Origin of the sequence: Acidovorax sp. ACV01 (assembly GCF_014851495.1) — a bacterium.
Taxonomy (GTDB): domain Bacteria; phylum Pseudomonadota; class Gammaproteobacteria; order Burkholderiales; family Burkholderiaceae_C; genus Acidovorax; species Acidovorax radicis.
On the sequence record NZ_JACUZT010000003.1, the window covers coordinates 249,575 to 275,182 of the forward strand.

Sequence of the window (25,608 nt, forward strand, 5' to 3'; positions counted from 1 at the left end):
TTTGCATTGCACACCCGTTTACCAGTCACCCGCTCCGATGCCCGCCGACCTGCTGCCCGCCATCAGCCCGAGTTCCCGCCAGCCAAAAACCAAATGACCAACAACAACAACAACAACGAGAATTTCACCGCCCGGCGCCGGGCGGTGCTCAAGGGGATGGCTGTCATGCCGCTGGCGGGCACGTTGGTGGCTTGTGGTGGCAACCCCGCGGACGCCACCAATGCGCCCCCTGCGGCTTTCAGCCCTGTGGGCGCTGACACACCGCCACCGCCGGCACCGGCGCCCACCAACCCTGGGAGCCCCCCTCCGGCACCCGTGGCGCCGCCCTCGCCTTCGGCGCCTCCCACGACGGCCCCGCCTGCGCCGGGGGCACCGCCTCCGCCGCCCTCGGCACCACCACCTCCGCCACCGCCTGGCGCGCCACCTCCACCCCCCGCACCGCCGCCACCACCACCACCGCCGCCGGCCCCTTCGGCTTTTGCGCATCCCGGGGTGCTGCACACCGAAGCCGACTTCGTGCGCATGCGCACCAAGCTGGGCGAGGGTGCAGAGCCGTGGAAGCTCGCGTGGAACGTGCTCATCACCTCGGGCCACTCCAACCTGAGCAGCGACATGATGCCCAACCCTCTGACCGTGGTGATCCGCGGCGGCACCGGGCAGAACTTCGGCACCATGATCAAGGACATGCAGCGCGCCTACCAGCTCGCGCTGCGCTGGAAGGTGTCGCAGGACGATGCCTATGCCGACCGCGCGGTGGTGTTCCTGGATGCCTGGTCCAGCACCATGACCACGCTCACCGGAGATGGCGACCGCTTTCTGGCCGCGGGCATCTACGGCTACCAGTGGGCCAACGTGGTGGACATCATGCGCACCTACCCGGGGTGGTCCGCCCAGGGCCAGGCCCGGTTCCAGAACCTGCTGCTGCAGCAGTTCTACCCGCTGGCCCGCCAGTTCCTGCAGACGCACAACGGCTCCAACATCACCAACCACTGGGCCAACTGGGACCTGTGCTGCATCGCCGCCGTCATGGCCATCGGCATCTGCTGCGACCGGCGCGACATCTACAACGAAGGCATCAGCTACTACAAGAACGGCCGGGGCAATGGCGCTGCGGCGCACAGCGTGTACGTGATTCACCCCGGCAACTTGGGCCAGTGGCAGGAGACCGCGCGCGACCAGGGCCACTCCACGCTCGGGATGTCGCTGTGTGGGTCGATCTGCGAGATGGCGTGGTCACAGGGCGACGACCTGTATGGCCACTGGAACAACCGCTTCCTGTCTGGCGCGGAATACGTGGCGGCCTGCAACCTGGCCGATGCGAACGGCAGCTATGCCCAACTGCCCTTTGCGCGCTATGCCAACCGCCAGGGTACGTTCACCGCCGTGTCCACTGCCGGCCGCCCGCATCTGCGCCGCATCTGGGAGGTGATCTACAACCATTACGTGAACCGCAAGGGCCTGTCGGCGCCCTACGTGAGCGCGCTGGCCGCCAAGCTGCGGCCCGAGGGGCGCGGCACGGGCGACGACCCCGGCATGGGCACGCTCACCTTCTCGCGCGACCCCATCGCGGTGGGTGCGCCGCCCAGCGGGCTTACGGCCTATCTGGTCGACGGGCAGGTGCTGCTGTCCTGGTGGGGCACGGCCTATGCCACCGGCTACGAGGTGCAGCGCGGTGCCGCCGCGTCCGGCCCGTTCACGGTGCTCACCACTGTGGGCGAGGAGCGCACCCACACCGACAACCCCGGCAATGGCACCTGGCACTACCGCATCGTGGCAGTCACCCCAACGGGGCGGCTCACGGGTGCCGAAGTGCGCAGCGTCGCCACCACGCCGCAGCTGAGGCTGCACCTGCCCTTGAACGAAGGCAACGGCACATCGGCCACCGACCAGAGCGGCAACGCGCTGCATGGCCGCCTGGTGGGCGGCACGTCGTGGGGCACGGGCCGCACGGCGGGCAGCAGCGCCGTGGCCCTCGACGGCACCAGCGGCCACGTGGCCCTGCCCACGGGCATCATGAAAGACATGGCCGACTTCACGGTCGCAGTCTGGGTCTACCGGCAAAGCGCGAGCGCCGGGAACGCCCGCGTGTTTGACATCGGCTCCAGCGACATCGCCTACCTGGCCCTGCTCGCCAACACCAGCACGCTGCGCTTTGCCTCCACTGGCACCACCTATTTCGGCGAGGAAAACGTCACGTCCTCGGTGGCACTGGGCACGGGCCGGTGGGTGCACCTGGCGGTGACCCGCCGGGGCAACACCGTGACCCTCTTTGTGGACGGGCAGACCACCGGCGCCCTGGCGGATGCGCCCTTTGCACCCCACCAGCTGGGCGCCACCACGCAGAACTGGCTGGGCCGCGCGCAGTACGGGTCCGACCCGTACTTTGCGGGCCGCATGCAGGATTTCCGCCTCTACAGCGGGGCGCTGACTTCCGTGCAGATCGCGGCCCTGGCCCAGTGACGCGCTGCAGAGCCCCGGGGGCACACCGGGGCTCTGCGCGCTACCGGCTTTCAAAACACTGCTGACAACAGGGGTTGGTTTATTTCGCACAGTTGTGCTAAATTCCGCCCCATGGATGCCAAGACCCAGAAATCGGAACTCACCCGCGCCGCCATTGTGGGCGCGGCGCTGGACCTGGCTGCGGCCGAAGGGCTGGAGTCGATCACGCTGCAGGCCGTGGCCGACCGCGTGGGGCTGTCCAAGAGCGGCGTGTTTTCACGCGCCGGCTCGCGCGAGGCGCTGCAGAAGGCGGTGATCGAGGAGTTCGGGCGCCGCTTTCTGGCCGACGTGTTCGTGCCCGCCATGCAGCACCCCAAGGGCCTGCCACGCCTCAACGAGATCGTGCGCCGCTGGATTGCACGCACGCGCGACGTGGAGGCGTTCACCGGCTGCATCTACACCGCGGGCGCTTTCGAGCTGGACGACCGCGAGGGCGAGCTGCGCGACCTGCTGCATTCGGAGATCACCCGCTGGCGCGCCGCCTTGCGCCGCACGGTGCTGCAGGCCATCGAGGCCGGGCACCTGCCCGCCGACACCCCGCAGGAACAGCTGGTGGGCGAGATCTATTCCATGATCATGGGCTTGTTGCACGACGTCCGCTTCCTGCGCGATCCGCAGGCAGTGCCACGCACCGAGGCGTCCTGGGCGCGCCTCGTCAAGAGTTATCAGACCGCCTGATCCTCCCGGTCTCCGTGTTATTGCGCGATGGATACCTCTTGTTCTTCTTTGCCCCAATTTCGCACAACCGTGCGAAGAAAGGAAACACCATGCTGAGCTTCCTCATCTTCCTGGGCATGGCGGCCATCGTGGCCGCAGCGGGCGCCGTCCATGCGGTGCGCCAGACACTCGCCTGCCTCCCACGCAGCAACCGGGACTGGATCTTCTACTGACCTTTCACCACGCGCCGACCCACAGCCCGGCGCGTACCCACTCCAACCCTTCAGGAGCCCACCATGAACCCCTCGACTGCCCTGCAAGCCACGTCCAACTTCTACGGCGGGCATCCGGCCCTGCGGCTGCTGCGCCTGGCGCTGGGTGCCACCGAGCGCCTGTGGCCCGCCCTGGCCGTGCGCGCGGCCTACCGCCTGTTTGGTACGCCGCTGCCCTTGCGCAAACCCGGCCACCAGGCAGCACCGGCCAGCGGCTGGCGCACAGAACGCTGGCCGTTCGAAGACGCTGAGATCACGCTGTACACCCCCAGCGCCCAGCCCCATGGTCCGGCGGTGTTGCTGCTGCACGGCTGGGGCGGGCATGCGCGCCAGATGCTGCCGCTGGCCGAGGCACTGGCCGCGCGGGGCTTGCGCCCCGTGCTGGTGGACCTGCCCGCACACGGCGGCAGCCGGGGCAGCGTGAGCAACCTGCCGCAGTTTGCGCGCGCCATTGAATACACCACCGCGCGCCTGCATGCGCAGGACTCGGCGCCCCGCGCCGTGGTAGCCCATTCGCTGGCCGCCAATGCGGCCGCCCACGCAGCCAGCCGGGGCTTGGCCACCGGGCGGCTGGTGCTGCTGGCGCCGCCCGCATCGCCCCACGAATACACACGCCTGTTTGCGCAGGTGTTCGGCCTGTCCGAACGCACGCGTGCCGCCATGCAGCGGCGCATCGAGGCCCGCGAAGGCATCCTGATGCGCCAGTTCGAGCCCCCGGCCGTGGGCCCACGCATCACCCTGCCCACCCTGGTCGTGCACGACCGGGGCGACCGCATCAACCGTTTTGCCGACGGCGAGGCCTACCGCGACCACATCCCGGGCGCCACGCTGCTCGCCACCGAGGGGCTGGGGCACCGCAAGATCCTGCAGCAGCCCGATGTGCTGCAGTCGGTGGTGGACTTCGTGGCGAGCCAGGGGGCTGTCAGCCCAGACCGCTGAGCGCTTGTGCCAGATCCGCGCGCAGGTCAGCGGCGTCTTCCAGCCCCACATGCAGGCGGACCAGGCGGCCCTCGTCGGGCAGCGTGGCCAGGTGGCGCAGGTCGTAGGGCACGGCGGGCAACACCAGGCTTTCGTACCCGCCCCAGCTCGTGCCCAGGCTGAAGAGCGCAAGCGCGTCGATGAACGCCGCAAATGCGGCTTCGCTGCATGGCGCCAGCTCGAAGGTGAACGGCCCCGCAGCGCCCGAAAACTGAGCGCGCCAAAGCGCGTGGCCCGGGTCGGAGGGGAGCGCCGGGAACAGCACGCGCCGGACCTGTGGCTGCTGTTGCAGCCATTGGGCCGTCGCCAAGGCGGTCTGCTGGTGCCGTTCGAGCCGCACTGCCAGGGTGCGCAGGCCGCGCAGCGCCAGCCAGCACACATCGGGCGCCGCGTGGGCGCCGCTGCGGTCGCAAAAGCGCCGGGTGCTGGCCAGGTCTGCGTGCGAACCCGTGATGAGCCCCAGCATGAGGTCGGAATGCCCGTTGATGTATTTGGTGGCCGAATGGATGGCGATCTGCACACCCAGGGCGTGGGCATCCAGGAACACCGGCGTGCCCCAGGTGGCGTCCACCGCCACCGGGATGTGGCGCTGGCGCGCCGCCGCGCACACGGCGCGCGCGTCAAGCATCTCCATGGTCAGCGACGCGGGGGTCTCGATGTAGACCAGGCTGGTGTTGTCCCGCAGGTAGGGTGTGATGTCGGCGCCTTCCGGAAAGTACTCGACGGTGGTGCCCTGGGGCACCAGCTCCTGGTCGCAGAAGATGCGCGTGGGCCCGTAGACGCCCTGGTTCAGCAGCAGGTGGCGGCCCGGCCCGGCATGGGCGCTCAGCACGGCCACGATGGCCGCCAGCCCGCTGGCTGTGGCCAGGCAGGTTTCTGCGCCGGACAACGCGGCCATGCAGCGCTGCAGCTCAAACGTGGTGGAGGTGCCCGAGCGGCCGTAGCGCGGCGAGTCGAACACGGTCTGGTGGTGCGCGTGTTTGTAGGCGGCCAGGGTGCCGAACACGACGGTCGAGGCCCGCACCAGCGGCGGGTTGATGGCCTGGACGGCGTGGGCCGTCTCGCGGCCCGCATGGACAAGGAAGGTGGTGGTGTGCATGGGCTGGGGGCGGTTTTTGGGGAGGTGTGGCGAGAAGGTGGTTTCATAATAGGACGGCATGTCAGCACCAGAACGCCAACAAACATCGCCAGAACGCCAAGACGCCGGCCTGTGGGCCACGCTGGCCAAAACGCACGCGGCGGGCACACGGTTGCCCGTGCACCAGCACCGCAGCGGCCAGCTGGTGTTTGCCACGCGGGGCGTGATGCTGGTGGAGACACCCCACGCGCGATGGACCGTGCCGCCGCAGCGCGCGCTGTGGGTACCCCCGCACCACCCCCATGCGATCGAAGTGCTCTCTGCCACCGACCTGCGCACGGTGTACTGCCAGCCGGCGCTGGTGGCGCAGTGCGCATCGTTTGCGCGCCGGGACGAGGTGCACGCCGTGGTCGCGTCGCCGCTGATCCAGCAGCTGGTGCTGGGGCTCTTCAACGGCGGGTTCGACCACCCCACGCGGCAGCTGATGGTGTCCCTGCTGCTGCACACGCTGCAGCACACGCCCTGCCTGCCCACCCACCTGCCGATGCCTGCCAGCGAAGGGTTGCGGCGCGCGCTCGCGCTGTTGCTGCAGGCCCACCAGTGGCAGCTCCCGCTGCACGAACTCGCGGCCGAGGCCGCCATGTCCGACCGCACGTTCACCCGGCGCTTCACGGCGGAGGCGGGTCTGAGCTTTCGCGCCTGGCGCCAGCGTGCGCGCATCATTGCCTCGCTGGATCTGCTGGCCTCGGGCCGCCCGGTCAAGGGCATCGCGCACGCCCTGCAGTTCGAGAGCCCCGCCGCGTACATCGCCTCGTTCCGCGCGCTACTGGGCTGCACACCAAACACCTTCCGCCAGGGGCAGCACGACAACACGGCTGTGGCAGACGCGCACCCGTAGCCATGGCACGGACGGGCCACGCCATGGGGGCCACCGGGGACCGGGGGGGCCTCCTCTATCATTCGCAGTCCGCAGCCCCGAAGCGGCCAGCCCCTCTCGACCCCCAGATTCTTCCGATGCATCTCCTCATGTCCGCCTGGCCTGCCCTGGCCCTGCTGCTGCCCGCCCTGGTGCTGGTGTCGGCCATCTACTTCCTGGCCAAGGGCGACCGCAGGGCGTTTGCGCAACTGCTGGCCCTGCTGGCCTGCCTGGTCATCGGCGCGTTGCTGATGGAGTTCTTCATCTTCATGGCGGCGCGCATGGCGCGCTCGGGCAGCGCGGCGGCCATGCCGGTGCTGGGCACGGGCACACGCCAGCTGCTGGAGACCATGGCCAACCCGCGCTCCATCGCCGCACCCCCGCTGTCGCTGGCCGCGGTGGCGGCCTACAGCGTGCTGGCGGCGTACCTGTGGGTGCTGATCACCTGGGGGCTGCACCTGCGCGGCAAACCGGCGGGTGGCGCCAGGAAGAAGCCCGCCAAGGGCGCGCGCAAGCCGGCACGCTCGTAGAGCGCCATACTTTTCGGTTTTTTTGGGCCCTGGCGCTTATCCCACATCATTTTTTTGCTATTCAATTAATAGCATTCAGGCATGGTGCCTTGATACAGGGCAAATCGCCGCGCCGGGTGCCCGCCCACAATGGCAGGCCCCACCCCACCGTTGCAGGGTGGGTGCCGGGTGGTTTGGCCCGGTCTTCCTGCCATGACCTCCTCCTCACACAGCGACGTCCTCATCGTCGGCGCGGGCCCTGCGGGCCTGTCGCTGGCCATTTCCCTGGCGCAGGCCGGGTTCACCGCCACCGTGGTCGAACAGCAGCCCGAGGCCGCGCTGGCCCACCCCGCGCCCGATGGCCGGGAGATCGCCCTCACCCACCCCAGCGTGGCCACGCTGCAGCGGCTGGGCACCTGGGCGGGCTTGGCAGCGCACGAGGTGGGCACCATCCGCGAAGCGCAGGTGCACGACGGCCCGCTGGGCCAGCGCAGCGCCCTGCAGTTGGGCACGCAAGGCACGGGGCTCCCGGCCCTGGGCTTCATCGTGCCCAACCACGCACTGCGCCGCACGGCCTATGCCGTGGCGGCACGCACCCCGGGTGTGCGCATCGTGACCGGCGCCCAGGTGGTGCGCGTGGCCACGCAGTCCACCCACGCCGAGCTGGAGTACCTGCCACATGCGCCCGCCGGTGGCCCTGCGGCACCGCCGCAGCGTCTGCAGGCCCCACTGCTGGTGGCCGCGGACAGCCGCTTCTCGGCCACGCGGCGGCAGTTGGGCATTGGCGCACGCATGACGGACTTTGGCCGCACCGTGATCGTCTGCCGCATGCGCCATGCCCAGCCGCACGGTGACGTGGCGCACGAGTGTTTTGGCTACGAACGCACGCTGGCGGTGCTGCCCTTGCCGGATGACCCCCACGAGGGGCATGCGCTGTGCTCGGTGGTGGTCACGGCAGGCACCGCCGATGCAGCAGCGCTGATGGCACAGAGCCCGCAGGCCTTCGCAGCCACGGTGCAGGCCCAGCTGGGCGACCGCCTGGGGCCTTTGCAGCTGGAAGGCGAGCGCCACGCGTACCCGCTGGTGGCCGTGTATGCGCAGCGCTTTGCAGACCACCGCTGCGCGTTGCTGGGCGATGCCGCCGTGGGCATGCACCCTGTGACGGCGCATGGCTACAACCTGGGTCTGGCCGGTGTGGAGCGCCTGACAGCCGCCGTGATGGCAGCCCGCAGCCAGGGCCACGACATCGGCAATACCGAAACCCTGGCCACCTATGCGCGGGCGCACCACCACCACGCCTGGCCGATGTATGAAGGCACCAACGCCATCGTACGGCTGTACACCGACACGCGCCCCGTGCCGCGCCTGCTGCGGCAGCTGGTGCTGCAAGGCGCGCGGCGGCTGCCGCCGCTGCAGGCCGCCATCGTGGGGCAGCTCACGGGCCAGGCGCCAGGATGGATGCGAGCGCTGGCGCCCAGGCAGTAGCACAAGCTTTGCAAACGGCGCGCCCAACGCCAGCGCCACCGTGGAACTGGCTTTGCCTGCCCACCGGTGGCGTCCCCCTCAGGGGGAGCCATCTCCCACGCCCAAGGTGACCAAGCCGTACAGCGGCGCGCCCAGCCACGGCCACCACAGCGCTTCCAGCACCACACCCGGCCAGCCATAACATTCCGACACGCTCTGCTGGCGCAACAGCGCCAGGCGCGGGTGCGCGGCGGTCAGCTCGTCCATGTTGCCCACGCCCCAGTGGAACTCCGCCCCCGTGGGGCCGACGCTCGCGTGCTGCGCGGCATGGCCCACGGCCCGGTATGTCATCACATCGAGCACCAGGCGCGAGCCTGCCGGCGCACACTGCGCAAACTCGCGCAGCACAGCCTGCACTTGCGCGGGCTGAAAGTACATGAGCACCCCTTCGCAGACGATGAACACTGGCTGCACACCCGCGCCATCGCCCTGCGGGAGCCCCAGCCGCTGCCACCAGCCGGGCTGGGTGAGGTCCGCCGTGGCCTGGCGCGTGCGCGGGCAGCGCACCGGCAGCAGCTGCCCGCGCAGGTCCATGACCTCGGGCAGATCGGCATCCAGCCACTGGTTGGCGCCCGTATCGAGCCACTGGAAGTGGTGTGACAGGCCACACCCCAGGCTCACACCACGGGCCTGCGGGTGCGCGAGGAAAAAGCTGCGGCCCGCGTCCTTGATGGCGCGCGTGCGCCACAGTACGTTGAGCACCGTGGGCAAGTCGTCCAGGCACGGTTCCACATCGGCACCCAGGCGCTCCACCAGGCTGGTGGCCACCACGTCGTTGCAGGCCAGCCAAGGAAAGTAACGGCTCCCCCGCGCGCGCGCTGCCAGCGGGATCAGCAGGGTGCTGGGCACGGCCCGCAGGTGTGCGCGCTGCAGCAGGCAGGGGGTAGCGGCGTCGGAGGCGGCGGCGCCATCCCCCGCGTTCTCAGGGTTGCGCTGCGCCGGGGCGGCAGCGGTGCGGGCACGGCGTCGGGTTGGGGGCGGATGCGGCTGCAAGGTCCTCTCCTCCTGTGGCCACCGGGTGCCACGGCTGGTTGGTTGTTTGCGACGGGGCCCACCAGAACACAGGCCTGCGCCATTGTGAACGGGTTGGAGTGTGGTGCGGGGGATGGGCTGGGTGCGTGAAGGGACACCATCACGCCCTCCATCCGGCGCTGCCGCTGTGTCAACGCTCCATGATCCGCGCAAACGCAAGTGGCCGCCAGAGCCTGTGTGGGGTGTTCTTGATGGATCGCAAGGGCGTGGCTACACTGCGGCCCTTCACCACCTGGGTACCGCTTCATCGTACTGCCCGTGTCACTCGGTACAAGTGACAAACGGGCATGTTCGGCCAAGGTGCCCCATGAATCCAAACCTATCGGCCTGGCTGCTCGTCGCAGCCAGCGTCATTGCAGAAGTTGCCGGAACCGTCGCGCTCAAGTACTCCGATGGCTTTTCCAGACCCCTCCCATCCGGCATGGCCGCTGCGTGCTACGCGCTCGCCATCTGGCTCATGGCCGTGGCCATGCGCCAACTGGGCATGGGCATCACCTATGCGGTCTGGGCCGCAAGCGGCACGGCGGCCACGGCCATCGTGGGGGTTGCGTTGTTTGGCGAGCCAATGGACACCATCAAGGCACTGGGCCTGGTTTGTGTGGTGGGAGGCGTTGTGATGCTCCACCTTGGAAACCCTCAGTGATGGCTCCTGGTGTTGATCACCGCCCACACCAAGGCCACCCCGGCCGACAGCAGGTCGCCCGTGAATGAACTGTCATCGGCATCGCTGGTGCCGGTAAACGCCCGCTTTTGCCGCTCACGCTCGGCGCGCGTGCGGTCGCGCTCCAGGGCCACCAGCGCGTCGCCGATGTCCACCGGGCTGGAGGGCATGGCCCGCGGACTGCTGGCTTTGGCATAGCCCTCCATGGCGCGCACCACGGCCTCGGGGTCGATCAGCGAGAACGCGGCCCGGCAGTAGGGGCAGGCGTGGTCCTTGCGGATGTCCACAGGGGCACCGCAACTGGTGCAGTAGATGGCGCCCACGCGTTTGGCCAGGTCGTCGATCTCGGGGCGCGTCATGTGGCGCACAAAGCCTTTTTCCACCATGAAGGAGGAGAAGGTGCTGAAACGGCCATGCTGGCGCCCGCAGCGGTAGATCATGTAGCGGCCGCTGCGCACCACATCAAACCCTTTTTCCAGTGGCTTCACGCAGCGCGGGCAGGCCATGCTATCGCTCAGGGGCTGGTGATGGTCAATGCGGTGCTCATGCAGCAGGCGGAACAGCTCGACCACCGAAGCGGGGGTGAGCTTGAGGTTCTCGTGCCGGTCAAACCACAGGCCCTGGCAGGCAAAACAGATGTCCAGCTCCAGCGCCCCTCCCAGGTTACTGGCGAACTGGTGTACCTCCATCGGCTGGCGGCAGGACGGGCAGGACGGTGCGGATGTCATGGGTGGTCGATGAAAAGTGCCGGTGGCTCTAGCGGTGGCCGGTGCCGCAGATGCTAACCGCCCTGCCCGGCCACCAGCGGCCATCGGCAGCCAGCGCGGGCACGGTGGCCAGGGACCGGCCGGCATCAAAATCAGGGTAAACCCGCATTTCGGCATGCCCGCTTGCTACGATCAGCGTCTTTGCAGACAGTGGGCAGTGCAATGAGGCACCCAGCGCACCGGGCGCAGCCGTTTCTCCGCACCTGTTTGCCGATCCCCCCACGGAGCACGTTCATGACTTTGGCTGATCGGGTGTTGTACCCGGACTTTCTCTCCCGCACCATGTCCGCCGATGAAGCGGCCGCCCTGATCCCCGCCGGTGCCCACGTGGGCATGAGCGGCTTTACCGGCGCGGGCTACCCCAAGGCGGTGCCGGGCGCGCTGGCCCGCCGCATCGAGAGCCTGAACGCGCAGGGCCATGGCTTCAAGATCGGCCTGTGGACCGGGGCGTCCACCGCGCCGGAACTCGACGGCGCGCTGGCCCAGGTGGACGGCATCGAGATGCGCCTGCCCTACCAGTCCGACCCCACGGTGCGCCGCCAGATCAATGCGGGGCAGATGCAGTACGTGGACATCCACCTGTCGCATGTGGCGCAGTTCGTGTGGTTTGGCTTCCTGGGCAAGCTCGACGTGGCCGTGGTCGAGGTGGCGGGCGTGTTGCCCGACGGGCGGCTGATTCCCTCGTCCTCGGTGGGCAACAACAAGACCTGGCTGGACCAGGCCGACAAGGTGATCCTTGAAGTGAATGCCTGGCACAACCCGGGGCTCGAAGGCATGCACGACATCTACTACGGCACCGACGTGCCGCCACACCGCAAGCCCATTCCGATGACGCGGCCCGACGAGCGCATTGGCGAGCCCTACCTGCGCTGCGACCCGTCCAAGGTGATCGCGGTGGTGGTGACGAACCAGCCCGACCGCAACTCGGTCTACGCCGCACCCGACGACACCTCGAACCGCATCGCGGGCCACATCATCGAGTTTCTGCAGCACGAGGTGAAGAAGGGCCGCCTGCCCAAGGACCTGCTGCCACTGCAGTCGGGCGTGGGCAACATCGCCAACGCGGTGCTGGCTGGGTTGAACCACGGTCCGTTCGAGAACCTCACGGCCTACACCGAGGTGCTGCAGGATGGAATGCTGGACATGCTGCGCTCGGGCAAGCTCGCCAGCGCCTCGGCCACCGCCCTGTCGCTGAGCCCGGCGGCGATGCAGGATTTCAACGAGCGCATCGACTTCTACAAGCAGCGCATCGTGCTGCGCCCGCAGGAGATCAGCAACCACCCCGAGTTGATCCGCCGCATGGGCCTGATCGCGATGAACGGCATGATCGAGGCCGACATCTACGGCAACGTGAACTCCACCCACATCATGGGCTCGGCCATCATGAACGGCATCGGCGGCTCGGGCGACTTTGCGCGCAATGCCTACCTGTCGATCTTCATGACACCGTCGCTGGCCAAGAACGGCAGCATCTCGTGCATCGTGCCCATGGCCTCGCATGTGGACCACACCGAGCACGATGTGCAGATCCTCGTCACCGAACAGGGCCTAGCCGACCTGCGCGGCCACTCGCCCACGCAGCGGGCCGAGCTCATCATCGACCGCTGCGCCCACCCGGACTTCCGCCCTGCCCTGCACGACTACGTGGCCCGCGCCAAGCGGGGCGCCGTGGGCCAGCACACACCCCACCTGCTGGGCGAGGCGCTGTCGTGGCACCAGCGGTATGTGGAGACCGGCAACATGCGGCAGACCCCGTCCACCTGAGCACCGGGCGCCCGCACCGGAGGGCGCGCCGATTCCCTGGCCCGGGACAGGGACTACAGCGGGTTGCCACAGATCTCCGGCTAAAATAAGGGTTAACCCTAGGTTGCTTGACCCCTTCACCCCCCAGTTTTCCCTCCAACACCAGCCCCGTCCGGGCTGGTTGTGTTTTTTTGTCTGCGAGTTTTCTTCACCATGCAACGCCGTCAGTTCACCCAATCCCTTGTCGCCGCCAGCACCGGCCTGCTGCTTGCCACGTCGTCACGCGCCGTGGGCGTGCAAGACCCCATGGACGCCAAGAGCGTGACCATCGGCTGCTCCATCGGACTGACCGGCGCGCTCGCCAGCCTGGGCAAGGAGCTCAAGCAGGGGCTGGATGCGGGCATCGCCCACGCCAATGCACGCAACATCCATGGCCGCGAGATCAAGCTGCTGGCGCTGGACGACGGCTACGACGCCGCCCGCTCCGAAGACAACGCGCGCAAGCTGATTGCCGACGCCAACGTGGTCTCGCTGATCTCGTGCATGGGCACGGCCAACAACCAGCGCATCCTGCCGCTGGTGGACGAAGCGCAGATCCCTTACGTGGCACCACAAAGCGGCGCCACCTCGCTGCGCAAGGCCGAGTACCGCTCGGTGTTCCACGTGCGCGCCAGCTACACCGATGAAGCCCAACGCCTGGCGCAAAAGCTGGTGTCCATGGGCATCACCGACCTGGCCATCGTGTACCAGGACACAGCGTTTGGCCGCGAGTTTCTGGCCGACGTGAACAAGGCCATGGCAGCGGCCAAGCAGCCCACGCCCAAGGCTTTCAAGCTTGACGCCCAGGGCGCGCAGGTGGCCGACGTGGTGGGCAAGGCCGTGGCCGCCAAGCCCAATGCCGTGCTGCTGGGCACGGCAGGCGACATCACCGCCACGCTGGTCAATGAGTTCAAGAAAGTCTCGCCCAGCACGCCGCTGGCTGCTACCAGCGTGGCCCTGTCGGGCGACAACCTGCGCCAACTGGGTGGCAAGGCATCCGGCATTGCGCTGTCGATGGTGCTGCCCGACGCAGGCCGCACCAGCGTGGCCGTGGTGCGCGACTACCAGAAAGCCATGCGGGCGCTGGGGTTCCAGGAATTCTCGGCCCGCAGCTTTGAAGGCTACGTGAATGCCCGCGTGCTGACCGAGGGCCTGGACCGCGCGGGCCGAGACCTGACACGCGCCAAGCTGCGCACCGCGCTGGCCGGCATCCGCAGCAACGACCTGGGTGGCCTGTCCATCGACTATGCCGGCGGCGCACCCTATGTGGGCTCGCGCTTCCTGGACCTGGGCGTGATGGGTGCCAACGGCAAACTCGTCGGGTAACCTCCTGAGGCGCCCCCAAGGGGGATGCCTCAGGCGACCTGGCGAAGCCAGTTCCACGGTGGCGCTGGGCCGGACGGCGTCGGTAACAGCGGCGCAGACGCTATGGGCACAATGGGTGGTTTCTTCCCACTGCTGACCGAAGCCACCATGCCCATCTGGAAAAAGCCTGTCGACCTGGCTCGACTCAACGCCGACCACCACAACACCGCTGCCTCTCACCTGGGCATCGAGATCATCGAGCTGGGTGACGACTTTCTGCGCGGCCGCGTGCCGGTGGACCAGCGCACCAAACAACCGTTCGGGCTGCTGCATGGCGGCGTGAGCGTGGTGCTGGCGGAGTCGCTGGGCTCGGTGGGCGCCTACTACGCCAGCCCCGAGGGGCACAACGCCGTGGGCCTGGACATCAACGCCAACCACCTGCGCTCTGCCACCAGCGGCTGGGTGACGGCCACCGCGCGGCCCATCCACATCGGGCGCACCACGCATGTGTGGCACATCGACATGGTCAACGAGGCAGGCGAGTTGACCTGCGTGTCACGGCTGACCATGGCGATCCTGGCACCGAGGTAGGGTGCATCCCCGTGAGGCGCTGCGCGCCTTCCCCCTTCTCTTGAATCGCTGCGCGATTCGGTAAGGGGGACGCAGCCCTCGCTGCGGGGCGGCCCTTGCTCGGTTGCCCTGGCTTGGGCAGCGCCAGTTGCAAAGGCAAGGTTCAGATTACTAGCAAAATCACCCTCTAGCGCTTACTGGACAAGCGCAATCAGCTATCTATTCAGTAGCATTCTGCTGCGCCAGGCGCTCGCTTTTCCAGTACACGTCATCGCCGCCATCCATGCGGTTGAGTACGCGGGCCAGCACGAACATCAGGTCGGACAGGCGGTTGAGGTATTGCCGGGGCGCATCATGGATGGGTTCCGCATTGCCCAGCGCCACCACCACACGCTCTGCGCGGCGCGCCACGGTGCGGCAGACATGGGCCTGCGCGGCGGCGCGGGTGCCCGCGGGCAGGATGAACTCCTGCAGGCGCGGTAACGCGGGGTTGTGGTGGGCCAGGGCTTCGTCCAGTGCCAGCACCGCTTCCGGCTTGAGCAGTTCAAAGCCGGGAATCGACAGCTCGCCCCCCAGGTTGAACAGCTGGTGCTGCACCTCGACGAGCAGGTTGCGCACATCGTCCGGCAAGCGCTCGCACAGCAGCAGGCCGATGTGGGAATTGAGTTCATCCACATCCCCGAGGGCGTGGATGCGCAGGTTGTCTTTGGAGACCCGTTCGTTGTTGCCCAGGCCGGTGGTGCCGGCGTCGCCGGTGCGCGTGGCGATCTGTGTAAGTCGGTTGCCCATGGGTGCCTTGGTCGGTGGAGAGTGCGGGGAGGAAGCGCTGCGAACAAGGGCAGCTTCCCTGATTTTCCGCTACCACGCGGCGGCCGTCCCACCGTCGGCGCGCGGACCCTCGTTTGCCCACGAAAAACCCCTTGCACACGCGATGCAAGGGGCGCAGTGGACGGGTCCCGCAGTTGGCTGGCGCTGCGTCAGTGGGTGACCGTCGTGCGGTTGAGCTTGTCGACGTCTGCAGTGGAGACACCTGCGTTGGAAGGCTTCATGTTGTTCCACGCATTGGTGTGGTAGGTGTCCCATTCCTGGCGCGACACGGTGCCATCGCCGTTGGAATCCATCAGGCGTGCATTGGTGCGTGTATCTGCCTTGGCTGCAGCCTTGCCACCGGAAGCACTGGGGTTGATTTCGGCCACCGGGGCACCACGGCCATCGCCCTTGGCGGGGTCGGCGGGCGCGGCCGTGCTCTGGCTGGCGCGCTGGTCGACCTTGTTTTGTGCATTGCTCGCAGCAGCGCCACCAGAAGCTGAAGGGCTCACTTCAGAGGGCGGGCGCGCTGTGTTGCCAGCCGGCGCCTGGGCGAGGGCGGCAGTGCAGGCCAGGGCAACGAGGGCGGCAACAACGGTTTGCTTTTTCATGGAAGGCTCCTTGGGATAAACAATGAACAACATCCATCCAGCGGAGGATGCAGAAGGCCATTGTTTTGAGGGAAGCAACCCGGGCCGTGTAGGACATGCCCCGGCATGCCAGTCATCCAGCAAGCCCCATCAGCGGCCACAACTTTTTGGTACATCGGCGCAAGGTTGCGACACAAAAGGGCTGCGGGTGGTTACACCACGCTGGCAAATGTTGGCCCGGGCAACAGCAGGCAAGAGTGCTGGCCTTGGCAGGCGTGCTGCGGTGCAATGAAACCCTGTTCAACTTCGAAGGAGCTTAGCTTCCATGAAAGCACTGCAACGACGCACCTATTCGTTCGACACGCGCAGCGTGATGTTTTTCGCCGCCATCTCCCTGGGCGGTGCGGGCGCATTGCAAGCACAGACCACTTCGGCTTCGCCCCAGCCCGCCCCCGCCAGCAGGACAGCGCCCCAGGCGGACTCCAAATATTCGTATGGCCCTGGCACCGGCAACCCTTCCATGGCGGCCACCACGGCATTCAACCGCGCCGACGTCGACAAGGATGGCAAGCTCACCGAGAAGGAAGCAGCCCAGCTGCCCGCCATCAGCCAGCGTTTCAAGGAACTGGATGTCGACCAGAGCGGATCGCTGTCGCCCGCAGAATTCGAGAAGGGTCTGCTGTCCTGAGCATTTTGAGTGGGGACCCCTGGCCTGGCATTGGTGCCAGCCTTTGGGTGACCTCTGTGGTGTAGCGGGCCATTGGGGCCTGCGAGCCCGCCTGCCCTGGAGCTTTCCAGTCCGCAGGCGGGCTTTTGAACGTTGAACGCGCAGGGCTCCGTTTTCAGTCGTGCAGCGACGACAGAAACTGCTGCAGCTCCGCCGTTTGGGGATTGCCAAACAGTTCGGCCGGCGTACCGGTTTCATGCACGCGGCCCTGGTGCATGAAGATCACGCGGTCACTCACCTTCCGGGCGAAGGCCATTTCGTGCGTGACCATCATCAGCGTCATGCCTTCGAGGGCCAGGGACTCCACCACGCGCAGCACCTCACCCACCAGCTCCGGGTCCAGCGCCGAGGTGATCTCGTCGCACAGCAGCACCTGGGGCTCCATGGCCAGGGCGCGCGCTATGGCCACGCGCTGCTGTTGCCCACCTGAAAGCTGGTCGGGCATGGCGTCAAACTTTTCGACCAGGCCCACGCGGTCAAGCAGCTTGCGCGCCTGCGCTGCGGCCGTGGCGGCATCGCGCGACTTCACCAGCGTGGGGGCCAGCATGATGTTGCGGCCCACCGAAAGGTGGGGAAACAGGTTGAAGCTCTGAAAAATCATGCCCACCTGCTGGCGCAGCTCACGCATGGCCGTGGGGCTGTCGTGCATGAGCTTTTTGCCGTTGACGCTGAGGGCGCCCTCCTGAAAAACCTCCAGCCCGTTCACGCAGCGCAGCAGCGTGCTCTTGCCCGAGCCGCTTTTGCCGATGATGGCGATCACCTCGCCCTTTTGCACCTTGAGGTCGATGCCCTTGAGCACCTCGTTCGTGCCATAGGACTTGCGCAGGGCCGTGATGTCCACGATGGGCGGTGCGCCCACCACGATGCCGTCGTGGGCGGGAGCCGGGGTTGTATCAACTGCGGTTGCCATGGAGTTTCCTTTCAAGGGACTGCGCCACCAGACTCACCGGGAAGCACAAAACAAAGTACAGCAGGGCCACGCAGGCGTAGACCAGAAAGGGCTGGTAGGTGGCGTTGGAGATCATGCTGCCGGCCTTGGTCAGCTCGACAAAACCGATCACCGACGCCAGCGCCGTGCCCTTGATAACCTGCACCAGAAAGCCCACCGTGGGCGGCACCGCAATGCGCAGCGCCTGGGGCAGCACCACGTGGCGCAGTTGCTCGCTGAAGTTGAGCGCCAGACTCTGCGCGGCCTCCCACTGGCCCTTGGGGATGGACGCAACGCAGCCACGCCAGATCTCGGTGAGGTAGGCGCTGGTGTAGAGCGTGAGCGCAAACGCAGCGGCCGTCCACGGCGATGTCTTGATGCCAAAGAGCGCAATGCCGAAGTACGCGAGGAACAGCTGCATCAGCAGCGGCGTGCCCTGGAACACCTGCACATAGGCACCGATGAGCCGCTCGGTGCCGCGCACCTTGGACAGGCGCAGCACCAGCAGCAACAGGCCCACCAGGCCGCCGCCGATGAAGGCGATGAGCGAGAGCGACACCGTCCAGCGTGCCGCCAGCAGCAGGTTGCGCAGAATGTCCCATACAGAGAAATCAACCATGGCGATTTACCTCCCCACCAGAAAACGCGCCCCCACCCACATCAGCAGGCGGCGGGTCAGCATCGACAACGCCAGGTACACCAGCGTGGCCAGGATGAAGGCCTCGAACGCACGGAAGGTGTTGCTGGAGATCAGGTTGGCGGCGTAGCTCAGCTCGGGAGTGGAGATCTGGCCACACACGGCCGAACCCAGCATCACGATGATGATCTGGCTCACCATGGCCGGCCACACCTTGAGCAGCGCGGGTGGCAGCACCACGCGCCGGAAGGTCTGGCCTGGCGTGAGTGCCAGGCTCTGCGCGGCCTCGATCTGGCCACGGGGCGTAGCCTCGATGCCGGCGCGGATGATCTCGGCCGAATACGCGCCCAGGTTGATCACCATGGCCAGCACGGAGGCCACCTCGGGCGAGAGCTTGAGGCCCAGCGCTGGCAGCCCGAAGAACAGGAAGAACAGCTGCACGATGAAGGGCGTGTTGCGCACCAGTTCCACATACGCCGCCACGGCCCAGCGCAGCGGCACCGCACGCGGCCCGAGGTTGCGCGCACGCGCCCAGGCGCAGGCCGTGCCCAGCAGCAGCCCCAGCACGGTGCCCACGATGGTGAGGCCGATGGTCCAGACCACGCCGCGCACCAGCAACGGCCAGGAGGACAGCACGGCAGAAAAATCAAGCGCAATCAGCATGGTGCGGGTGCCCCGTGGCGCTTGTCGCGCCACGGGCCTGTTCGGTTCGTTCAGCGAAGGGCGAAGAAGGCGATCACAGGGGCAGATCGCCTGCCGGGCGGCCGAGCCACTTGCTGGACATCTTGTCGATGTCGCCGGCCTTGCGGGCTTCGGCAATGATTTCGTTCACCTTGAGGCGCAGCTTGTCCTCGCCCTTGGCCACGCCAATGAAGTTGGGGCTGTCCTTGAGCAGCAGCTTGTATTCGGTCTGCAGGTTGGGGTTCTTGACCATGATGGTGCCGGCCGTGGAGGCGCTGGTGGCAATGGCCTGCGTCTGGCCCGACACGAAGGCCGAGATGCTGGCCGCGTGGTCTTCAAAACGCTTCACGTCCACGCCCGCGGGCGCGACCTTGGCCAGTTCCTGGTCCTCCATGGCGCCACGTGTCACGGCCACCGACTTGCCCATAAGGTCGGCAAAACTCTTGATGTTCAGGCTCTTGCTGGCAAACACGGCCTGGAAGAACGGCGCGTAGGCCGCAGTGAAGTCGATGACCTTCTCGCGCTCGGGGTTCTTGCCCAGCGTGGAGATCACGAGGTCGGCCTTCTGCGTCTGCAGGTAGGGGATGCGGTTGGCGCTGGTCACGGGAATCAGCTCGACTTTCACGCCCAGCTTGGTGGCGATGTAGTTGGCCATCTCGACATCCAGGCCCTGGGGCTTGAGGTCGGTGCCGACAAAGCCGTAGGGCGGATAGTCGGTGGGGATGGCGATCTTGATTTCCTTGGCCTTGAGGATGTTGTCCAGCGCGTTCTGCGCGTGGGCGACAGGGGCCATCAGCGCGGCCGACAGGCCCGTGGCGGCGAGCACGCCCAGTGTCAGGCGGCGGGTCGAGGAAACAAAGGCATGGGGGGCGGTCATAGCAGGGCTCCTAGGTAGGTGGATGCGTCGGCGGGTGCTGCGTCCTGGTCGGGCGCTTTCGGGGTAGAACTCTTGGACGCAGCGCGGGGCTTGCGTTGCCGGGGCTGCGCGGTGGTGTCTGCTGCGGCGGTGCTCTTGCGCACCGGGGCCAGCGCATCGCGCAGCCCGGCCAGCGGGTCGGTGCTGGCCTGCAGGCGCAGCGCGGATTGCACCGAGCCGATGTGCTCTGACATGAGCGCCTCGGCATGGACGATGTCGCCCGCCTCCAGCGCCTCGACGATGCGCACGTGGTCGGCGCAGGACTGCGCCGCGTCGTGCGACGACTGGTAGAGCATGGCGATCAGCGTGGTGCGCGCCGTGAAGTCGCGCAGCGTATCGGCCAGCAGGCTGTTGCCCAGGCACTCGGCCAGGCACACGTGGAAGTCGCCCAGCAGGAAACTGCGCACGCCCACGTCGCTGCCTGCGAGCGCCGCCTTCTCGCGCTGCAGGTGGGCTTTGAGCTGGCGCACGGCGCCTTTGTCCACCGTCTTGAGCTGGTGCAGCAGCCCGAGCTCGATCACGCGGCGGGCCTCGAAGGCCTCACGGGCCTCGTCTTCGGAAGGCTCGATCACATACCAGCCACGACGCGCGCTCACGGTGACGATGCCACGCGTGGACAGCCGCGTGAGCGCCTCGCGCACGATGGTGCGGCTGCAGTCGAACAGCATCGCCAGTTGCTGCTCGCCCAGGCGGGAGCCGGGCGCGAGCTTTTGCGCCATCACGGCTTCGATGATGCGGTTGCTGATCTCGGTGGCGGTAGTCATTGCCGTCCATCGATTGCAGGTTCCGTGCCAACTGGTATACAAGATGGATGCACCAGTGTGGCGCACCACCCTGCAGCGGCCTCCGTCAGGATCAGCGGACTTCAGTCTCCCTGCTCAAAGAATGCCCTGCCACAGGTTGAATCTGGCGGGTTCGCTATGGATTTCGCAGCGCGATGCAGTGTTGAAATGTTGTACCCAGGGTGTGTCGCCGCCATACCGTGCCCAACCGGGGTCGCCCTGGCGTGCAAAACTCGCCCAGCTTTGGTGCATGGCCTGCGCCAAATTGGCAGGCGGTGCGACCCCTGTGAACTCTTGCCCCTGCGTGGTGTGGAGGTTGCCAAACACAAACGGCAACTCGACCGCATGCGCCGCGCCCAATCGCCCCTGCCACTGGGGAGACGCCCAGCCAAACTCATAGCGGTGGGCGCTTTGGGCCCATTCGCTGGCCAGCGCCGCGATGCGCTGTGCGGGCACGCGGTAGTAGAAATCAGACTGCAAGGCCGACAGCAGCTCGCCCGGTGTCTGCTGGGCAGGCGGCAGCAGCGCCCGACAGGCGCGAACCGCCTCCGTGGACAAGCCAACATCCTGCGCAAAAGCCAGCGCCTGTACCTCGGTCACGCGGTCGATGGCACCGCCGGGCACGTGGTACAGGCGCATCTCGTCCACATTGCAGCCCACCAGCACCTGCAGGTCCGGTGGTTGGGCCATCCATTGCTGGCGTATCGCCTGCAGCGGCGGCGCAGCCAGCACCTGCCCATCCACCACAGGGCGGAGCGGAAAGAAGTTGCGGCCCCCGATGCCATGCCGAACCCGCAGCGAAGGATCGGCTGCCAGCCTGTGGACGGCATGAAGCACCGAGCCGATGGGTGCCGAGGCCAGTGCGGGGCGGCCCGGCGCCACGCCCACCAATGAAGCTACTGCGCGGCGTATGGCGGCGGCTTCGTCCAGCGTCTGGCAGGCCACGCTCGGGCTTTGCAGGATGACCCTCTGGAACAAGCCGCGCGACGCTGGCATGCCCAGCAGGCACGCCAGCGCACCCGCGCCCGCCGACTGGCCGAATACCGTGACCTGCGCCGGGTCGCCACCCCAAGCGTGGATATGGTCCTGCACCCATTGCAGCGCAGCGATCTGGTCCAGCAAACCCCGGTTGGCGGGGGCACCGTCGTCCTCGCCCTCGAAGTGCATGAACCCATCCATGCCCAGCCGGTACTGCAGCGACACAAAAACCAACCCTCGCCGGGCGAACGAAGCGCCGTCGTACAGCGGCTCGCTCGCCGACCCGCGAAAGAAGCCGCCGCCGTGCACCCACACCAACACCGGCAGGCCCGCACCCGACTTCGAAGGCGGCGCCCACACGTTGACGGCCAGGCAGTCCTCGCCACCCAACATGGGCGCATCGGCCCTTGCGGTGCGGGCCAGCTGCGGCGCCATGGGCGCGAAGGTGGTGGCGTCGCGCAGGTCGGACCACGGCAACGCAGGCGCCGGTGCTGCAAAGCGCAGCGCACCACGTGGTGCCTGTGCATACGGCACACCACGGAACACACGCACGCCGTGGTCCCACAGACCCCGCAGCTGGCCGCCGTGGGGCAGCGTGACCTGGGGTGCCGCTGCGCCCACTGTCATTCCGTGGCCAGGCCCAGCTTGTCGATCAGGGGGCGCCACACCGCCGCATCGCGCGAGGCCCAGGTGCGCACGTCGCCCAGCACAGAGGCGGTAAGCGTGACGTTCATGGCCTCCAGCCGCGATTTGTACTGCGCATCGCCCCGGCACTTCTCCGTGACGGCGTTGAGCCTGGTCAGCAGCTCGGGTGGCGTGCCGGCCTTGGCCACCACCGCAATCCACGCGGGCCGCGCCAGGTCGGCAGCAGAGGGCAACGCCTCGGCAATAGTGGGCACATCCGGCAGCAGCGGCGAGCGCTGCGCGCCAAACAGCGCCAGCGGCACCAGCTTGCCCGCCTTGACCTGGGCTGCGGCCGTGCCAATGACCAGGGTCATCGCATGGATCTGCTGCCCCATCAGCGCCGTGAGGCCCGCGCCTTCGCCCACAAAGGGCACATGGGTGCCAGCCACGCCCAGGCGCTCGATGAGCGCTGAAGTCAGCAGGTGCGCAGGGCTGCCCTTGCCCGGCGACCCAAAGTTGACGCCACCCGGCGTGGCGCGCGCGAGCTTTTGCAGATCGGCCAGGCTGGCGATGCCCTGCCCCGCAGGCACGGCCAGCACCAGCGGCGACGTGCCCAGCACGGCCACCCCATCGAAGTCGCGCAGCGGGTCGTACGGCGGCTGCTTGTACACATACGGCGTGATCGTCATCTGCGACATGCCGATGCTCAGCAGGTTGTAGCCATCGGCGGGCTGGCCCTTGAGATAGTTGATTGCCAGAACGCCGTTTGCCCCCGGCTTGTTTTGCACCACCACCGCCTGGCCCAATTCACGTGCGGCGCAGTCGGCCCACACGCGGGTCATGGCGTCCGAGCCACTGCCAGGCGGCTGCTGCGCAATGAGCTGGATCGGCTTGGCAGGGTAGGCGCCCGGCTGGGCCAGTGCGGCGCCTGCCAACAGCACGAGGGCGGCCAGCAGCGGGATGTGCGGTGCGCGGGGGAAGGAAAAGGCCATGGTGTTTTGTCTCCTGGGGTTTTTGGGGGCAATGGGACGGCGTTGCGCAGGGGCGCAGCCGATGCGGCGGGGGCCAGGGCCTAGCGGCGGCGCGCTTGCGTCTTGGCAGATGCGGCGCTGGCGGCTGCAGCTTCGCAGCGGGTGGCGATCATGTCGGCCAGGCAGGCCAGCTGGGCCTGTTGTGCAGCATCCGGCGTGCTCTGCTGCGCAGGTGCAAAAAGCTGCAACATCCCCAGCCCGCGCAGCGACGACAGCACCAGGCCCAGCAGGCCATCGCGATTGGCATCGGCGGCCAGTTCGGGAAAGGCCGTGAAGAACCCGTCGCGCATGCGCGCCTGCACGCTCTGGCGCAACTCGGCAATGTGGCCCAGCACCTCCGGCTGGTTGCGGCAGCCCAGATAGATGTTCCACGCCACGATGAAGCGCGGCTGCGCATAGACCAGGCCCCAGACGGCCTGCACGAAACGGGTGGCCCTCTCGCGGGACGCGAGTGCGCTGTCGGGCCAGAGCGCGCCCGACAACACGCTGGACTCGATCAGCTCGCTGAGCACATTCATCATCAGCACCGCCTTGGACTCGAAGTGGTGCTGCACCGCTCCTGACGTCATGCCTGCGGACTTGGCCAGCTCATGGATGGACATCTCCTCCAGGCTGCGGTTCTGGATCACATCGATGGCCGTGGCGATCAGGTGCTGGCGGGTGGCAGCGCTGCGCTCGGCATGCGTGCGGCGCACCCCGGCCTTGGGGGAAACACGGTGGTTCATGGCATCGTCACAATATACATTTCAAACGTAATGTATTTAAGCAAACATCCGCGAACAAGCCCGTGAATACCCGAACCACGGCGCCCAATGCCAGCACGCCTTGCGCACCCGCGGGGTACGGCCTAGCTTGCACCTGCCTGACCACGTCCATGGCGCCACGCAAAGGCCGGTGGTATTCTTTTTGACCACCCTGGAGACAACCCATGAACGCCCCCACCACCACAGCCCACCTCCTGCCTGAAATCAACCTGCGCGAAGTGCCCCAGGCCCTCATCGAAGCGCTGCAGACCCGCTTTGGTGCGCGGTGCTCGCTGGCCCAGGCCGTGCGCGAGCAGCATGGCCGGGACGAGGGCTCTTTCCAGGCGCCACCTCCCTCGGCGGTGGTGTTTGCCGAGAGCACCCAGGACGTGGCCGACGCCGTGAAGCTGGCCAGCCAGTACGAGGTGCCGGTGATTCCCTACGGCGCGGGTTCATCGCTCGAGGGCCACCTGCTGGCCGTGCAGGGCGGCATCAGCATTGACGTGAGCCGCATGAACCAGGTGTTGAGCATCAATGCCGAAGACCTCACCGTGACCGTGCAGCCCGGCATCACGCGCAAGGCATTGAACGATGCCATCAAGGACACCGGCCTGTTCTTTCCCATCGACCCCGGCGCCGACGCCAGCATCGGCGGCATGAGCGCCACGCGCGCCAGTGGTACCAACGCCGTGCGCTACGGCACCATGCGCGAGAACGTGCTGGCGCTGGAAGTGGTCACCGCCAGCGGCGAAGTCATCCACACCGGCACCCGCGCCAAAAAGAGCAGCGCGGGCTACGACCTCACCCGCCTGCTGGTGGGCAGCGAAGGCACGCTGGGCATCATGACCGAGATCACCGTGCGCCTGTACCCCCTGCCCGAGGCCGTGAGCGCCGCGATCTGCTCGTTCCCGAGTATCGAGGCCGCGGTGCACACCGTGATCCAGACCATCCAGCTGGGTGTACCCATCGCCCGCGTGGAGCTCATCGACCACCACACGGTGCGCATGGTCAACGCGCACAGCAAGCTCACCCTGCGCGAGGAACCCATGCTGCTCATGGAATTCCACGGCTCGCCATCGAGCGTGAAGGAGCAGGCCGAAACCGTGCAAGACATCGCCACCGAGTTTGGCGGCAACGCGTTCGAGTGGGCCAGCACGCCCGAAGAACGCACCCGTCTGTGGACCGCGCGGCACAACGCCTACTTTGCCGCAGTGCAAAGCCGCCCCGGATGCCGCGCCATCAGCACCGACACCTGCGTGCCCATCAGCCGCCTGGCCGACTGCCTGCTCGACTCGGTGCAGGAGGCCGAGGACAGCGGCATCCCTTACTTCCTGGTGGGCCATGTGGGCGACGGCAACTTCCACTTTGGCTACCTGCTCGACCCCAACATCCCGGAAGAACGCGTGACCGCGGAAGACCTGAACCACAAGCTGGTGGCCCGCGCGCTGAGCATGGGCGGCACCTGCACGGGCGAGCACGGCGTGGGCTTGCACAAGATGGGCTTCCTGCTCGATGAAACCGGGGCTGGCGCGGTGGACATGATGCGCGCCATCAAGCGGGCGCTGGACCCGAAGAACATCCTGAATCCGGGGAAAATTTTTGCGCTGTGAGCGA

The 25,608-nt window shown here is 67.4% G+C and carries 26 protein-coding genes; 13 read left to right on the forward strand and 13 right to left on the reverse strand.

Going from position 1 to position 25,608, the window contains the following annotated elements; genetic code table 11:
- Positions 1 to 93: 93 nt before the first annotated feature.
- The 4 genes from IB243_RS09840 (at position 94) to IB243_RS09850 (ending at position 4,367) form a co-directional block, all read left to right on the forward strand.
- Positions 94 to 2,460, forward strand: coding sequence for a LamG-like jellyroll fold domain-containing protein (locus tag IB243_RS09840; protein ID WP_225584872.1), 2,367 nt, complete (start codon positions 94 to 96; stop codon positions 2,458 to 2,460).
- A gap of 111 nt (positions 2,461 to 2,571) precedes the next feature.
- On the forward strand, positions 2,572 to 3,177 hold the full coding sequence (locus tag IB243_RS09845; protein ID WP_010465224.1) for a TetR/AcrR family transcriptional regulator: 606 nt from the start codon (positions 2,572 to 2,574) through the stop codon (positions 3,175 to 3,177).
- A gap of 89 nt (positions 3,178 to 3,266) precedes the next feature.
- Entirely contained in the window at positions 3,267 to 3,389 is a 123-nt protein-coding gene (locus tag IB243_RS27280) for a hypothetical protein (protein WP_255509274.1), read from the forward strand.
- A 63-nt stretch (positions 3,390 to 3,452) separates the two neighbouring features.
- On the forward strand, positions 3,453 to 4,367 hold the full coding sequence (locus tag IB243_RS09850; protein ID WP_192426660.1) for an alpha/beta fold hydrolase: 915 nt from the start codon (positions 3,453 to 3,455) through the stop codon (positions 4,365 to 4,367).
- Here the strand turns inward: IB243_RS09850 and IB243_RS09855 are convergent.
- Positions 4,351 to 5,505, reverse strand: a complete 1,155-nt coding sequence (locus tag IB243_RS09855) for a PLP-dependent aspartate aminotransferase family protein (RefSeq protein WP_225584873.1) — start codon at positions 5,503 to 5,505, stop codon at positions 4,351 to 4,353. The genes IB243_RS09850 and IB243_RS09855 overlap by 17 nt on opposite strands.
- A 58-nt stretch (positions 5,506 to 5,563) precedes the next feature.
- Here IB243_RS09855 and IB243_RS09860 point away from each other — a divergent pair, with 58 nt between their 5' ends.
- The 3 genes from IB243_RS09860 to ubiM all read left to right on the forward strand — a co-directional run bounded on the left by IB243_RS09860 (position 5,564) and on the right by ubiM (position 8,394).
- Positions 5,564 to 6,382 carry a helix-turn-helix transcriptional regulator gene (locus IB243_RS09860; protein WP_192426664.1) on the forward strand — a complete coding sequence of 273 codons (819 nt, stop codon included), beginning with the start codon at positions 5,564 to 5,566 and terminating at the stop codon, positions 6,380 to 6,382.
- A 128-nt stretch (positions 6,383 to 6,510) separates the two neighbouring features.
- Positions 6,511 to 6,930 (forward strand): hypothetical protein, encoded by a 420-nt coding sequence (locus tag IB243_RS09865; protein WP_082606922.1) that lies wholly within the window; start codon positions 6,511 to 6,513, stop codon positions 6,928 to 6,930.
- Between the two features lie 192 nt (positions 6,931 to 7,122).
- Positions 7,123 to 8,394, forward strand: a complete 1,272-nt coding sequence (gene ubiM / locus IB243_RS09870; RefSeq protein ID WP_192426666.1) for a 5-demethoxyubiquinol-8 5-hydroxylase UbiM — start codon at positions 7,123 to 7,125, stop codon at positions 8,392 to 8,394.
- Positions 8,395 to 8,472: 78 nt separating this feature from the next.
- On the opposite strand, the gene IB243_RS09875 is transcribed toward ubiM, so the two are convergent.
- Positions 8,473 to 9,426, reverse strand: a complete 954-nt coding sequence (locus tag IB243_RS09875) for a class I SAM-dependent methyltransferase (protein WP_225584874.1) — start codon at positions 9,424 to 9,426, stop codon at positions 8,473 to 8,475.
- A gap of 346 nt (positions 9,427 to 9,772) precedes the next feature.
- On the opposite strand from IB243_RS09875, the gene IB243_RS09880 reads away from it, so the two are divergent.
- Positions 9,773 to 10,108: a multidrug efflux SMR transporter gene (locus IB243_RS09880; RefSeq protein ID WP_192426668.1), complete on the forward strand. Its 336-nt coding sequence runs from the start codon at positions 9,773 to 9,775 to the stop codon at positions 10,106 to 10,108.
- On the opposite strand, the gene IB243_RS09885 is transcribed toward IB243_RS09880, so the two are convergent.
- Positions 10,102 to 10,854 (reverse strand): zf-TFIIB domain-containing protein, encoded by a 753-nt coding sequence (locus tag IB243_RS09885; protein ID WP_192426671.1) that lies wholly within the window; start codon positions 10,852 to 10,854, stop codon positions 10,102 to 10,104. The genes IB243_RS09880 and IB243_RS09885 overlap by 7 nt on opposite strands.
- 273 nt (positions 10,855 to 11,127) lie before the next feature.
- On the opposite strand from IB243_RS09885, the gene IB243_RS09890 reads away from it, so the two are divergent.
- The 3 genes from IB243_RS09890 to IB243_RS09900 all read left to right on the forward strand — a co-directional run bounded on the left by IB243_RS09890 (position 11,128) and on the right by IB243_RS09900 (position 14,571).
- Positions 11,128 to 12,657, forward strand: coding sequence for an acetyl-CoA hydrolase/transferase family protein (locus IB243_RS09890; protein ID WP_192426673.1), 1,530 nt, complete (start codon positions 11,128 to 11,130; stop codon positions 12,655 to 12,657).
- A 192-nt stretch (positions 12,658 to 12,849) separates the two neighbouring features.
- Positions 12,850 to 14,001, forward strand: a complete 1,152-nt coding sequence (locus IB243_RS09895) for an ABC transporter substrate-binding protein (protein ID WP_010465208.1) — start codon at positions 12,850 to 12,852, stop codon at positions 13,999 to 14,001.
- Positions 14,002 to 14,148: 147 nt separating this feature from the next.
- Positions 14,149 to 14,571, forward strand: a complete 423-nt coding sequence (locus tag IB243_RS09900; protein ID WP_010465207.1) for a hotdog fold thioesterase — start codon at positions 14,149 to 14,151, stop codon at positions 14,569 to 14,571.
- Between the two features lie 198 nt (positions 14,572 to 14,769).
- On the opposite strand, the gene IB243_RS09905 is transcribed toward IB243_RS09900, so the two are convergent.
- Both IB243_RS09905 and IB243_RS09910 read right to left on the reverse strand, forming a co-directional pair.
- Positions 14,770 to 15,339: a cob(I)yrinic acid a,c-diamide adenosyltransferase gene (locus tag IB243_RS09905; protein ID WP_192426675.1), complete on the reverse strand. Its 570-nt coding sequence runs from the start codon at positions 15,337 to 15,339 to the stop codon at positions 14,770 to 14,772.
- 188 nt (positions 15,340 to 15,527) lie between these two features.
- Complete coding sequence (locus tag IB243_RS09910) at positions 15,528 to 15,968, reverse strand: hypothetical protein (protein WP_192426676.1); 441 nt, start codon at positions 15,966 to 15,968, stop codon at positions 15,528 to 15,530.
- A 304-nt stretch (positions 15,969 to 16,272) separates the two neighbouring features.
- On the opposite strand from IB243_RS09910, the gene IB243_RS09915 reads away from it, so the two are divergent.
- Complete coding sequence (locus tag IB243_RS09915) at positions 16,273 to 16,635, forward strand: EF-hand domain-containing protein (RefSeq protein ID WP_192426677.1); 363 nt, start codon at positions 16,273 to 16,275, stop codon at positions 16,633 to 16,635.
- A gap of 154 nt (positions 16,636 to 16,789) precedes the next feature.
- On the opposite strand, the gene IB243_RS09920 is transcribed toward IB243_RS09915, so the two are convergent.
- The 8 genes from IB243_RS09920 to IB243_RS09955 all read right to left on the reverse strand — a co-directional run bounded on the left by IB243_RS09920 (position 16,790) and on the right by IB243_RS09955 (position 23,976).
- The gene (locus IB243_RS09920) at positions 16,790 to 17,584 is read right to left on the reverse strand and encodes an amino acid ABC transporter ATP-binding protein (protein WP_225584875.1); all 795 of its coding nucleotides are present in this window, start codon (positions 17,582 to 17,584) and stop codon (positions 16,790 to 16,792) included.
- On the reverse strand, positions 17,568 to 18,221 hold the full coding sequence (locus IB243_RS09925; RefSeq protein WP_192426678.1) for an amino acid ABC transporter permease: 654 nt from the start codon (positions 18,219 to 18,221) through the stop codon (positions 17,568 to 17,570). The genes IB243_RS09920 and IB243_RS09925 overlap by 17 nt, the downstream gene beginning before the upstream one ends.
- Positions 18,222 to 18,227: 6 nt before the next feature.
- Entirely contained in the window at positions 18,228 to 18,902 is a 675-nt protein-coding gene (locus tag IB243_RS09930; protein WP_192426679.1) for an amino acid ABC transporter permease, read from the reverse strand.
- Positions 18,903 to 18,975: 73 nt separating this feature from the next.
- Positions 18,976 to 19,797 (reverse strand): transporter substrate-binding domain-containing protein, encoded by an 822-nt coding sequence (locus IB243_RS09935; RefSeq protein WP_192426680.1) that lies wholly within the window; start codon positions 19,795 to 19,797, stop codon positions 18,976 to 18,978.
- On the reverse strand, positions 19,794 to 20,600 hold the full coding sequence (locus IB243_RS09940; RefSeq protein ID WP_192426682.1) for a GntR family transcriptional regulator: 807 nt from the start codon (positions 20,598 to 20,600) through the stop codon (positions 19,794 to 19,796). The genes IB243_RS09935 and IB243_RS09940 overlap by 4 nt, the downstream gene beginning before the upstream one ends.
- Before the next feature lie 114 nt (positions 20,601 to 20,714).
- Positions 20,715 to 22,223, reverse strand: coding sequence for a carboxylesterase/lipase family protein (locus IB243_RS09945; protein ID WP_192426684.1), 1,509 nt, complete (start codon positions 22,221 to 22,223; stop codon positions 20,715 to 20,717).
- Positions 22,220 to 23,212 (reverse strand): tripartite tricarboxylate transporter substrate binding protein, encoded by a 993-nt coding sequence (locus IB243_RS09950; protein ID WP_192426686.1) that lies wholly within the window; start codon positions 23,210 to 23,212, stop codon positions 22,220 to 22,222. The genes IB243_RS09945 and IB243_RS09950 overlap by 4 nt, the downstream gene beginning before the upstream one ends.
- 80 nt (positions 23,213 to 23,292) lie before the next feature.
- Positions 23,293 to 23,976 carry a TetR/AcrR family transcriptional regulator gene (locus tag IB243_RS09955; protein WP_192426688.1) on the reverse strand — a complete coding sequence of 228 codons (684 nt, stop codon included), beginning with the start codon at positions 23,974 to 23,976 and terminating at the stop codon, positions 23,293 to 23,295.
- 203 nt (positions 23,977 to 24,179) lie between these two features.
- On the opposite strand from IB243_RS09955, the gene IB243_RS09960 reads away from it, so the two are divergent.
- Positions 24,180 to 25,604 (forward strand): FAD-binding oxidoreductase, encoded by a 1,425-nt coding sequence (locus IB243_RS09960; protein WP_192426690.1) that lies wholly within the window; start codon positions 24,180 to 24,182, stop codon positions 25,602 to 25,604.
- Positions 25,605 to 25,608 lie beyond the last annotated feature (4 nt).

Coding starts and splice junctions, on each gene's coding strand:
- IB243_RS09840 (WP_225584872.1), top strand. CDS start 94: ATGACCAACAACAACAACAACAACGAGAATTTCACCGCCCGGCGCCGG.
- IB243_RS09845 (WP_010465224.1), top strand. CDS start 2,572: ATGGATGCCAAGACCCAGAAATCGGAACTCACCCGCGCCGCCATTGTG.
- IB243_RS27280 (WP_255509274.1), top strand. CDS start 3,267: ATGCTGAGCTTCCTCATCTTCCTGGGCATGGCGGCCATCGTGGCCGCA.
- IB243_RS09850 (WP_192426660.1), top strand. CDS start 3,453: ATGAACCCCTCGACTGCCCTGCAAGCCACGTCCAACTTCTACGGCGGG.
- IB243_RS09855 (WP_225584873.1), bottom strand. CDS start 5,505: ATGCACACCACCACCTTCCTTGTCCATGCGGGCCGCGAGACGGCCCAC.
- IB243_RS09860 (WP_192426664.1), top strand. CDS start 5,564: ATGTCAGCACCAGAACGCCAACAAACATCGCCAGAACGCCAAGACGCC.
- IB243_RS09865 (WP_082606922.1), top strand. CDS start 6,511: ATGTCCGCCTGGCCTGCCCTGGCCCTGCTGCTGCCCGCCCTGGTGCTG.
- ubiM (WP_192426666.1), top strand. CDS start 7,123: ATGACCTCCTCCTCACACAGCGACGTCCTCATCGTCGGCGCGGGCCCT.
- IB243_RS09880 (WP_192426668.1), top strand. CDS start 9,773: ATGAATCCAAACCTATCGGCCTGGCTGCTCGTCGCAGCCAGCGTCATT.
- IB243_RS09885 (WP_192426671.1), bottom strand. CDS start 10,854: ATGACATCCGCACCGTCCTGCCCGTCCTGCCGCCAGCCGATGGAGGTA.
- IB243_RS09890 (WP_192426673.1), top strand. CDS start 11,128: ATGACTTTGGCTGATCGGGTGTTGTACCCGGACTTTCTCTCCCGCACC.
- IB243_RS09895 (WP_010465208.1), top strand. CDS start 12,850: ATGCAACGCCGTCAGTTCACCCAATCCCTTGTCGCCGCCAGCACCGGC.
- IB243_RS09900 (WP_010465207.1), top strand. CDS start 14,149: ATGCCCATCTGGAAAAAGCCTGTCGACCTGGCTCGACTCAACGCCGAC.
- IB243_RS09905 (WP_192426675.1), bottom strand. CDS start 15,339: ATGGGCAACCGACTTACACAGATCGCCACGCGCACCGGCGACGCCGGC.
- IB243_RS09910 (WP_192426676.1), bottom strand. CDS start 15,968: ATGAAAAAGCAAACCGTTGTTGCCGCCCTCGTTGCCCTGGCCTGCACT.
- IB243_RS09915 (WP_192426677.1), top strand. CDS start 16,273: ATGAAAGCACTGCAACGACGCACCTATTCGTTCGACACGCGCAGCGTG.
- IB243_RS09920 (WP_225584875.1), bottom strand. CDS start 17,584: ATGGCAACCGCAGTTGATACAACCCCGGCTCCCGCCCACGACGGCATC.
- IB243_RS09925 (WP_192426678.1), bottom strand. CDS start 18,221: ATGGTTGATTTCTCTGTATGGGACATTCTGCGCAACCTGCTGCTGGCG.
- IB243_RS09930 (WP_192426679.1), bottom strand. CDS start 18,902: ATGCTGATTGCGCTTGATTTTTCTGCCGTGCTGTCCTCCTGGCCGTTG.
- IB243_RS09935 (WP_192426680.1), bottom strand. CDS start 19,797: ATGACCGCCCCCCATGCCTTTGTTTCCTCGACCCGCCGCCTGACACTG.
- IB243_RS09940 (WP_192426682.1), bottom strand. CDS start 20,600: ATGACTACCGCCACCGAGATCAGCAACCGCATCATCGAAGCCGTGATG.
- IB243_RS09945 (WP_192426684.1), bottom strand. CDS start 22,223: ATGACAGTGGGCGCAGCGGCACCCCAGGTCACGCTGCCCCACGGCGGC.
- IB243_RS09950 (WP_192426686.1), bottom strand. CDS start 23,212: ATGGCCTTTTCCTTCCCCCGCGCACCGCACATCCCGCTGCTGGCCGCC.
- IB243_RS09955 (WP_192426688.1), bottom strand. CDS start 23,976: ATGAACCACCGTGTTTCCCCCAAGGCCGGGGTGCGCCGCACGCATGCC.
- IB243_RS09960 (WP_192426690.1), top strand. CDS start 24,180: ATGAACGCCCCCACCACCACAGCCCACCTCCTGCCTGAAATCAACCTG.